Source organism: Methylophaga sp., from assembly GCF_030651745.1.
This window is the reverse complement of sequence record NZ_JAUSCC010000084.1, coordinates 1-10361: the sequence shown is the minus strand read 5'-3', so window position 1 is coordinate 10361 and position 10361 is coordinate 1. Positions and strand designations below refer to the sequence as shown.

The 10361-nt window shown below is 47.4% G+C and carries 9 protein-coding genes; 4 read left to right on the top strand and 5 right to left on the bottom strand.

Going from position 1 to position 10361, the window contains the following annotated elements:
* Positions 1-120: 120 nt before the first annotated feature.
* From Q7V21_RS10095 to Q7V21_RS10085, 3 genes are all read right to left on the bottom strand, one after another.
* A complete protein-coding gene (locus Q7V21_RS10095; protein ID WP_304917178.1) occupies positions 121-1854 on the bottom strand; it encodes a chloride channel protein in 1734 nt (577 codons plus the stop codon).
* 5 nt (positions 1855-1859) lie between these two features.
* The gene (gene hemN, locus Q7V21_RS10090) at positions 1860-3233 is read right to left on the bottom strand and encodes an oxygen-independent coproporphyrinogen III oxidase (protein WP_304917177.1); all 1374 of its coding nucleotides are present in this window, start codon (positions 3231-3233) and stop codon (positions 1860-1862) included.
* 86 nt (positions 3234-3319) lie between these two features.
* Complete coding sequence (locus tag Q7V21_RS10085) at positions 3320-3991, bottom strand: TIGR00730 family Rossman fold protein (RefSeq protein ID WP_304917176.1); 672 nt, start codon at positions 3989-3991, stop codon at positions 3320-3322.
* 174 nt (positions 3992-4165) lie between these two features.
* On the opposite strand from Q7V21_RS10085, the gene purD reads away from it, so the two are divergent.
* The 4 genes from purD to hemF are packed head-to-tail and all read left to right on the top strand — an operon-like array spanning position 4166 to position 7871.
* Positions 4166-5461 (top strand): phosphoribosylamine--glycine ligase, encoded by a 1296-nt coding sequence (gene purD / locus Q7V21_RS10080; RefSeq protein WP_304917175.1) that lies wholly within the window; start codon positions 4166-4168, stop codon positions 5459-5461.
* Between the two features lie 26 nt (positions 5462-5487).
* Positions 5488-6360 (top strand): phosphoribulokinase, encoded by an 873-nt coding sequence (locus Q7V21_RS10075; RefSeq protein WP_304917174.1) that lies wholly within the window; start codon positions 5488-5490, stop codon positions 6358-6360.
* Positions 6361-6396: 36 nt separating this feature from the next.
* Positions 6397-6951 (top strand): Sua5/YciO/YrdC/YwlC family protein, encoded by a 555-nt coding sequence (locus tag Q7V21_RS10070; RefSeq protein WP_304917173.1) that lies wholly within the window; start codon positions 6397-6399, stop codon positions 6949-6951.
* Complete coding sequence (hemF, locus tag Q7V21_RS10065) at positions 6948-7871, top strand: oxygen-dependent coproporphyrinogen oxidase (protein WP_304917172.1); 924 nt, start codon at positions 6948-6950, stop codon at positions 7869-7871. Before Q7V21_RS10070 ends, hemF begins: the two co-directional genes overlap by 4 nt.
* Here the strand turns inward: hemF and prfA are convergent.
* Entirely contained in the window at positions 7851-8939 is a 1089-nt protein-coding gene (prfA, locus tag Q7V21_RS10060) for a peptide chain release factor 1 (protein WP_304917171.1), read from the bottom strand. The two genes, hemF and prfA, sit on opposite strands and share 21 nt — an antisense overlap.
* Before the next feature lie 3 nt (positions 8940-8942).
* Positions 8943-10202 (bottom strand): glutamyl-tRNA reductase, encoded by a 1260-nt coding sequence (gene hemA / locus Q7V21_RS10055; protein WP_304917170.1) that lies wholly within the window; start codon positions 10200-10202, stop codon positions 8943-8945.
* Between the last annotated feature and the right edge of the window lie 159 nt (positions 10203-10361).

Below are 10361 nucleotides of genomic sequence, written 5' to 3'. Positions count from 1 at the left end.
CGAACCGGCACAGCCGCAAAGCCGAGGGATTTTAAGTCCCTTGTGTCTACCAATTTCACCACCCGGGCAGCAAGCGGCACATTATAAACAAGATTGAGCAATTGTTCATACCCATTTCAGTTATTTTTTGCTTGAAGTGGGTACGTGATAGTGGCTTTCGATCATTTCTCTAGTCAAAATCCCATAAATCCGGTCGATCATCGGGGTGCTTTGCCGACTGACATACAGCGCTTCTACTTCATATTTATCAAGCGCCTGATAGGCTTCATGCAGGCTGGTATGTAATGAGATTTTATGGACATTGCGTCGTGAGGCCGGGATTTGCATCAGATCGATTTCCGACTCATCTTCGTCTTCTTTAACGCTTACCGCTCTGGCCAGGTCGCTGGCGGGCATTAACGCAATCGGGTTGCGTTCTTTGGTGATCACTATCCATTCAGGGTTGTTTTCGAGTGTATGCAGCGCCAGTTCACGATTAACTTTCTGGTTCAACACCGCAATGTTGCGCTGCATCGCTGCGCCGACACTGATTTTGCGAAGTGTTTGCGAGATAGGATCATTGCGAAAATCCAGCCCTTTTACTCGCATCATGTTGACGAAGAGCGGTTCCTGTTTGAAATAATCGTGCGTAATCAGACTGGAAAAGACGATAGCGAGCATGCCGGGCAGAATGATTTCCGGGTTGCCGGTGAGTTCCAGCATGGCCATTAATGCAGCAAGCGGCGCTTTTAAAGTGGCTGACATCATCGCGCACATGCCTAAAACGGCATAAAAGGTCATTGATGAAGCATAGTTGGGCAATATCAACTGACCGAAGTAGCCGAGGATAGCGCCAGCACAGGCGCCTACTACCATGGTTGGGCCAATGATACCGGCTGGAATTCCCAGACCAACGGTGGCAGAAGATAACAGCAGTTTCATCACCATGATGATGACCAGCGTGCCGATGGCAATATCATTGGCGGAAATACTGCCAATAATGCCGTATCCCATGCCCATTACTTCCGGCACCATCATGCCGCACAGGCCCATTAAAATTCCAGCGTAAACCGGACGTAACCACGACGGGTGATTGGTGTAGAGATTGGTAAATAGCGTCAGGGTTTTTAATGCAATGGTGGACAAGCCACCGATAACGAGGCCCAGGAAAATGATATAGGGTAGTTCCCACAGCGATTGCATCTGGGCACTGAGGTTTATAAAAACGGTATCGTCACCAAAGGTCAGTCGGCAGACTACTGCTCCGGTGACGGAAGCCAGAATGACGGGAATAAAACTGGCGATGTAATATTCCATCATGATGACTTCCATAGCGAAAATCACCCCGGCGATAGGTGTATTAAATGAGGCTGCTATGGCGGCGGCTGCACCTGAGGCGACTAAGACGCGAACACTGTTGTTTGGAAGCTCCAGGCCATTTGCTAATAAACTGCCACTGGCGGCACCAAGATGAACGCCCGGCCCTTCACGGCCTACAGAGTGACCAGTGATAATCGCAATACTGGTGCCGAGGAATTGGCGAACGGCATTTTGCCAGGGCAGACGGCCTTCATAGGCTGAGAGTCGTTCGATAACGTGCAGAATGCCAGTGGTGCGTTGTTCCTGAGTTAAACCGCGAAACAGTAGGCCGATGAGCAGGCCGCCAAGAATAGGCAGACCTAACAGGCCCCACCAAGGCAGGCTGGCAAAACCATCGACTTCGCCCGATGGCAATAAAAGCATTTGACCATGTTCAATGGTGAGTCTGAGCAGGATGATGGCAAGGCTGGCTAATAATCCGGTAAGAACAGCAAGCACATAGAGTTTTACCCCTAATCGACCGAATATGAAGTACTGTCGGATTTTTTCCAGCATCAGCCCTATATAACTTTGGAAAATCGCTGTTTTGTCTGTTGACTGTATTTATCAAACACCATGCAGATATTACGTATTAACAGGCGTCCAGCGGGTAAGACCACAATTGATTTCCAGTTATACTGCAACAGGCCGTCTTCGGCAAATTCTTCAAGTTGAGGATATGCATCCGCGAAATATTCTTTAAATTGGATACCGTAATCCTGTTCGATTTCCACAATGCTCAGTTCAAAATCACAGATTAAACGGGTGATGATGTTGCGGCGCAGTTTGTCATCATCTGTCAGGCTGAGACCACGCATTAACGGCAGTTGGTTTTGTTTGAGCAGATTATCGTATTCAAGCAGGGTTTTTACATTCTGAGCATAGGCGTCGCCAATATTGCCAATCGATGTGATGCCAAAGCCGATCAGATCGCATTCGGCATGGGTGGCGTAGCCCTGGAAATTTCGATGTAAACGATTCTGTTGCTGGGCCAGACTCAGTTCATCATCGGGTTTGGCGAAATGATCCATACCGATATATTGGTAGCCAGCCTGAGTTAATTTCTCGATAGACAGCTGCAATATGCTCAGTTTTTGCTCGGCAGTAGGTAAGTCTTCACTCTTAATCTGACGCTGTGTTTTAAACAGGCTTGGCATGTGAGCGTAATTAAATAGCGAGATACGATCCGGATCGGCGGCAATGATTTTATCTAGTGTGGTATTAAAACCCGCCAGCGTTTGCAGCGGTAAACCGTAAATCAAATCAATGCTGATAGAGCGAAACTGAAGCTGACGAGCGGCATCAATCACGGCAAGTGTTTCGGCTTCTGATTGAATGCGGTTTACGGCTTTTTGCACAGCCGGATCAAAATCTTGCACCCCGAGACTGATACGGTTAAAGCCTAATTTCTTTAACAGAGCGATGGTATTGGCGTCAGCTTCGCGCGGATCGATTTCAATAGAAATATCAGCGTCGTCAGCAATATGAAAATGACGCCGGGTTTCATCCATCAGCTCCTGCATTTGCTGTTCACTGATAAAGGTAGGCGTACCACCGCCCCAATGTAGTTGCGTTACCGGTCTGTTGGTATCGACTAATGCGGCTTTGAGGGCAAGTTCTTTATAGATGTTTTCCAGATATGGCGCGGCATGATCGCGGTTTTTGGTGATGATTTTGTTGCAGGCGCAATAAAAACACACGGTATCGCAAAACGGCAGATGGAAATACAAAGACAGCGGCCCGCCACGCTGGTTGGACAGTTCGGCATGTTGCACGAATTGTTTTGCTTTGAAGTCTTCGTGAAATTCCAGCGCGGTGGGATACGAGGTATATCTTGGCCCGGCCGTATCGTATTTCTGAATAAGTTGGCGGTTCACGATCAACTGATTTTGCATAACCAAAGCCTTGTAACAGTGTGGCAAATGATTATAAACAGCCGCTTTTTATCGCGAGTGGCTAACGCCGGTTTTATTGATCCAGATCAGACAGGAAAACGCTGATCATCTTCAGGATGTGCACCGAGGTCGGCAAAATGTTTCTGAATGATTGGCAAAACCTCTTCGGGGGTATCGACTAAATGGAAGATCTCCAGATCTTCGTTTTGAATACAGCCGATACGCAGAACTTCAGCACGTAGCCAGTCAATCAGCCCTTTCCAATATTCTGAACCAAACAGAACAACGGGAAAGTGGCGTATTTTGCGGCTTTGGATCAGCGTTAATGCTTCAAAGAATTCATCCAGTGTGCCGAAGCCGCCCGGAAAGACCACATAGCCCATTGATGATTTAACAAACATCAGTTTGCGGACAAAAAAGTAACGGAAACTCAGGCTGATATCCTGATTTGGATTGGGTTGCTGCTCCATTGGCAATTCAATGTTAAGGCCGACCGAGTGTGAGCCTTGTTTGAATGCTCCGGCATTGGCCGCATGCATAATGCCGGGACCGCCGCCGGTAATCACCGAGAATTTAGCTTGTGAAAGTGACTGAGCCACTTGTTTAGCTGCTTGATAATACGGCGAGTCTTCACGTAAACAGGCACTACCGAAAATAGACACTGCGGGGCCAAGCCCGTTGAGCGTTTCGATGCCATCGATCAATTCTGATTGAATACGGAAAACCCGCCAGGCTTCCGAGGTTTTTAAATCTTCCACAAATTATTTCCTGACTTAGGTCTTGTTCATCACAATAATGAAAAGTCGGCACAGTTACAATCTGCGCCATATTCAGGCGATTATTGGACTGTAATGCCCACCTATTAATATTTGGTTATACAGTCATCTACGGTATCATTGGCCGTTTCTTTTAGCAGGTATGGCAACAAGATAATGAAAGTTCTGGTCATTGGTAGTGGCGGTCGTGAACATGCGCTGGCTTGGAAACTCAAACAATCACCGCGTTGCAGTGAAGTTTTTGTTGCCCCGGGCAATCCGGGAACCGCAAACGAAGAAGGTGTCAGCAATGTCGCCATTGCGGTTGATGATATTGATGCGCTGGTTGCTTTTGCGCAGCAGAATGATATCGGTTTAACCGTTGTCGGCCCTGAAATTCCATTAGTCAAAGGCGTGGTTGATGCTTTTGAAAAAGCCGGTTTACGCTGTTTCGGCCCGAGTAAGGAAGCGGCACAACTGGAAGCCTCTAAATCCTTCACCAAAGATTTTCTTGCCCGTCACCAAATTCCCACAGCTGCCTATCAAGTCTTTACCAATATCTCTAATGCGATTGAATACATTCTGGAACGTGGCGCGCCCATCGTTGTAAAAGCGGACGGTCTGGCTGCAGGTAAAGGCGTTATCGTGGCGCAGACGGTTGAAGAAGCCATCGCTGCCGTTGAAGATATGTTATCCGGCAATGCCTTTGGCGAAGCTGGTCATCGTGTTGTCATTGAAGACTTTATGGCTGGCGAAGAAGCTAGTTTTATCGTGATGGTCGATGGCGAAAATATTCTGCCGTTGGCAACGTCTCAGGATCATAAAGCACGTGATAACGGCGATAAAGGACCAAATACTGGCGGCATGGGAGCTTATTCTCCAGCGCCCGTGGTCACCGATACCGTGTTTGACCGGGTAATGCGTGAAGTGATTGTGCCTACAGTAAAAGGCATGGCCGCAGACGGTCGACCATACACTGGCTTTTTATATGCGGGCCTGATGATTGATGAAATGGGCGCGCCACGGGTAGTGGAATACAACTGCCGGTTTGGCGATCCGGAAACTCAACCAATCTTGATGCGTCTGCTTTCTGATTTAGTCGAGTTATGTGAAGCCGCTTTGGATAAACGTCTGGATCAAGTCACTGCTGAATGGGATCCACGTGCTGCAGTTGGCGTGGTAATGGCTGCTGGTGGTTATCCGGACAGTTATAAAAAAGGTGATGTAATTACAGGTTTGGATGTAGTGGATTCGGCGGATACTCGCGTATTTCATGCCGGAACAGCATTTGATCAAGGTAACGTCGTTACTGCTGGTGGCCGCGTATTATGTGTTACCGCGCTGGGTCATGGTGTGGCGGCTGCTCAGCAGCAGGCTTATGCTGGCGTAGCAAAAATTCACTGGCAAGATGCCTATTACCGGACTGATATCGCTTATCGTGCAGTGGCCCGCGAGCAACAGCAAAACGCATAAGTTACCACTTTAAGAGGAGGGCTGAATTGTCTGTATCCCATCCGATTATTGCGGTAACGGGTTCATCCGGTGCCGGAACATCCACTGTAAAACGTGCGTTTGAGGATGTTTTTCGCCGCACCAATGTTAAGCCGGTGGTGGTAGAAGGCGACAGCTTTCATCGATATAACCGTGAAGAGATGCGCGCCGCAGTGGCAGCCGCTGAATCGGCTGGACGTTCACTGACCCACTTCGGACCGGAAGCCAATTGTCTTGATAGATTGGAAAGTTTGTTCCGGACCTACTCAGAAACCGGACGCGGCGAAAAGCGTCATTACATTCATGATGAATCTGAGGCGGTAAAATTTAATCAGCCACCCGGTACGTTTACCGATTGGGAACAGCTGGATGATGACAGTGATTTGCTGTTTTATGAAGGCCTGCACGGCGGTATCGTCACAGATGAAGTGAATATCGCCCAACATACTGATTTACTGATTGGTGTGGTGCCGGTGATCAACATCGAATGGATTCAAAAGATCAAACGTGATTGTTCGAATCGTGGTTATTCTCAGGATGCTGTTGTCGATATTATCCTCAAACGCATGCCGGATTATATCCACCACATCATTCCGCAGTTTTCCCGTACTCATATCAACTTTCAACGAGTGCCGCTGATCGATACTTCCAACCCGTTTGTAATGCATGAAATTCCGACCGCAGATGAAAGTCTGTGTGTTATTCGGTTTAAAGATCCCAAGATGGCCGATTTTCCCTATTACCTGTCGATGTTAAAAGATTCGTTTATGTCACGACCCAATAATCTTGTGGTGCCGGGCGTGAAAATGGGGCTGGCGATAGAAGTTATTTTGACGCCGTTTGTCGAACAAATGATGCAAAAAAAGCGGCAAAGTATTTAATTTTGTTTCTAAATGTAGCGAAGAGCGGCGAAATATATGAAATTCTCTGATTGGCAATTGCGACAGGCATGTAATGCTCTGAATGATGATGGTGTTATTGCCTATCCAACTGAAGCAGTGTTTGGTGTTGGTTGTGACCCATGGAGTGAAACTGCCATCATCAGATTGCTGGCGATGAAACGCCGACCATTTGAAAAAGGGCTGATCCTGATTGCGGCTGACTTTAATCAATTGCAGGATTTCATCCAGCCTTTATCCGCCGATATTCTCGCCAAAGTTTCTCAAAGCTGGCCCGGTCCTAATACCTGGCTTTTACCGGTTCGCGATTATGTTTCTCCGTTTTTAACAGGTGGCCGCGATACCTTGGCGGTCAGGGTGACCGGCCATCCTTTAGCGGCAGAATTATGTCGCCGTTTTGGTGGTCCGCTGGTTTCCAGCAGTGCCAATCTTACTGGTCTCAAACCGGCAAAAAATGTGCATCAAGTACATTGGCAATTACCCGAATTGGATTATGTGCTGCCAGGTGCATTAGGTGGTGCCACTAAACCATCCACTATTCGTGATGCATTAACAGGGGAAATACTAAGATGAGTACGCCTGATATTGATGCAGTACGTGAGTATTTACTCTCGCTTCAAGAGTCTATTTGTAAAGAAGTTGAGAGTTCGGATGGCAAAGAAAAATTTATAGAAGATGACTGGCAACGCCCCGCTGGCGGCGGTGGTCGCACCCGGGTTTTGAATAACGGTGCGGTGTTTGAACAAGCCGGAGTGAATTTCTCCGAGGTCAGTGGTGATAATTTACCGCCATCTGCAACGGCTAATCGTCCAGAACTGGCTGGACGCAGTTTTCAGGCGATGGGCGTCTCTTTAGTTATTCACCCGCATAATCCTTATGTACCAACGTCGCATGCCAATGTACGGTTCTTTATTGCTGAGAAAGCGGGCGAGGAACCTATTTGGTGGTTTGGCGGCGGTTACGATCTAACGCCTTACTACACCTTTGATGAGGACGTTATTTATTGGCACCAAACTGCCAAAAATGCCTGTGAGCCGTTTGGTGATAATGTTTACGATGATTATAAAAAATGGTGCGATGAGTATTTCTTTTTGAAACATCGCAATGAGCCGCGCGGGGTTGGCGGTTTATTTTTTGATGATTTGAATGAGCCGGATTTTAATCATTGTTTTGGTTTGTTACGCAGTGTTGGCGATAGCTATACAACAGCGTATTTACCGATTGTCGAACGACGCAAAGACATGCCGTATACCGAGCAGCAGCGAGATTTTCAGCTGTATCGTCGTGGCCGCTATGTGGAATTTAATCTGGTGTATGACCGCGGAACGTTGTTTGGTTTGCAGTCGGGTGGCCGTACCGAGTCAATATTGATGTCGTTACCACCATTGGTGAAATGGCGTTATAACTGGCAACCCGAACCGGGCTCAGCAGAAGCCCGGTTATATGATCACTATTTGCAACCGCAGGATTGGTTAGGAATCCTTGGACAGTAACGCCAGCTGATCAGCCTGATATTCGCTGATTAACGGATCAATGACCTGATCCAGTTGTCCTGACATCACTTCGTCGAGCTTATATAGCGTCAAATTGATTCGATGATCGGTAATTCGACCTTGAGGATAGTTATAGGTACGAATACGTTCACTGCGATCGCCACTACCCACTAACAATCTGCGGGTTTCTGCCTGCTCTGAAGCTTGTTTTTCCTGCTTAGCCGCCATAATGCGTGACTGTAAAACTGACATCGCTTTGGCGCGGTTTTTATGTTGCGAGCGTTCTTCCTGACATTCCACGATGATGCCGGTTGGAATATGGGTAATACGCACTGCTGAATCGGTGGTGTTTACGTGCTGTCCACCGGCACCGGATGAACGGAAAGTATCCATTTTGATATCGGCCGGGTTGATATCAATCTGATCAATTTCATCGGCTTCTGCCAAAATCGCTACCGTACAGGCTGAAGTATGGATACGGCCCTGAGATTCGGTTTCCGGAACCCGTTGTACACGATGTGCACCGGATTCAAATTTCAACCGCGAGTAGGCACCTTCTCCAACAATCCGGGCAATGATCTCTTTGTAACCACCGTGCTCACCTTCCTGAGCGTTGATGATTTCAACCTGCCAGCGGCGAATCTCGGCATAACGGCTGTACATACGGAATAAATCGCCGGAAAAGATCGCCGCTTCATCACCACCGGTACCGGCACGTACTTCGAGAAAGATATTACGTTGATCATTGGGATCTTTAGGCAACAACAGTTTTTGCAAATCAATCGCCAGCTGTTCCTGTTTTTCTTCGGCGATGGCCAGTTCTTCTTTGGCCATTTCACGTAACTCAGGATCTTTTTCCTGCATCATCGCCTGGGCGTCTTTCAGATCACTTAAGGTTTGCAAATACAGACCAAAGTGTTTCACGACGGGCTCAAGCTGGGCATATTCCTGGGATAGCGTGCGGAATTTATTCTGATTAGCCATGGTTTCGGGGTCTGAAAGCAGACCACTGATCTCTTCATGGCGATCAACCAAGGCTTCAAGTTTATGCCTGATGGAATCTTTCACAGATCAATCCTTAATGTTAAATAAACGGCGGGCAGCATCGATCATTGGATTATTCTCATCTGATTCAAATGCTGACAGCCGCAGTTGTCTACTGGGTTCGTGTAATAGTTTATTCGTCAGCGTGCGGGCCAGTTCAGTCATGACCATTTCAGCATTCATGCCTTGCTCCAGTTGACGTAAGGCTTTATCGACTGATTGCATGCTGAGTAATTGTCCCTGATCACGAATCGCTCTAATGACCGGAACGGCATCCTGACTACGCATCCAGCCGGCAAAATGATCGGCCTGGGTATCAATGATTTCTTCAGCTTGCTTAGCCGCATCCCGGCGAGATTGTAAATTTTCTTCAATAATGTCGTGCAGATCATCAACGGTATAAAGATAGATATCTTCCAGCTGGCCGACTTCGGCTTCAATATCACGAGGTACGGCAATATCCACCATAAAAATCGGTCTACGTTTACGTTGTTTCAGGGCGCTTTCAACCGTACCCTTACCTAAAATAGGCAGTTGGCTGGCAGTCGAGCTGATGACGATGTCAGCTTCGGCTAGATGAGCGGGTATTTCACTTAAACTGATGGCATAACCGTTCACTGAGGTTGCCAGCATATGGGCTCTTTCAACCGTGCGATTGGCAATAATCAGCCGTTTAATGCCATTATCAAACAAGTGGCGCGCCACCAGTTCAATGGTTTCACCGGCACCGATTAATAAGGCGGTGGATTCGGCCAGATTACTGAAGATCTGTTTAGCCAGACTTACCGCTGCAAATGCGACGGAAACCGGGCTATTGCCAATCGCGGTATCAGTACGTACTTGTTTGGCAACGGCAAAGGCATGTTGAAACAGTCTTCCAAGTGATTTACCCAGCGCATGGGCATTCAAAGCCTGGGTGTAGGCGGTTTTGAGCTGACCAAGGATTTGCGGCTCACCCAGCACCAATGAATCCAGACCACAGGCAACCCGGAACAAGTGTCTTACCGCATCAGCGCCTTCATAGTGGTAAAGATAGGACTGTAAGGTATTCGCATCTTGTTGCTGAAAGTTATGCAACCATAGCAAGACGCTATTGTCATAATCCACGTCAAGGTGACAGTATATTTCGGTGCGATTGCAGGTTGAGACAATGACCGCTTCAATCACACTGTCATTTAACATCAGTGACGCTAAAGCCAAAGGCAGTTTATCAGCATCAAAGCTAAGCTTCTCGCGCACAGCAACCGGAGCGGTTGTGTGATTAATGCCGTAAGTGACAAGATGCATAATTAAGGAGTCGTGTTGTATGCTGTTAAACTTTACAGCCTTCAGCTAAGTTGTCTGATATTAGGTCTGGACAAAATTAATTCACCATTCTATCAAACTCAATCAGTCAGGTCGTTGAATTATGGATTTATTGCAACAGTTACGCGGTTATTGCAAGCA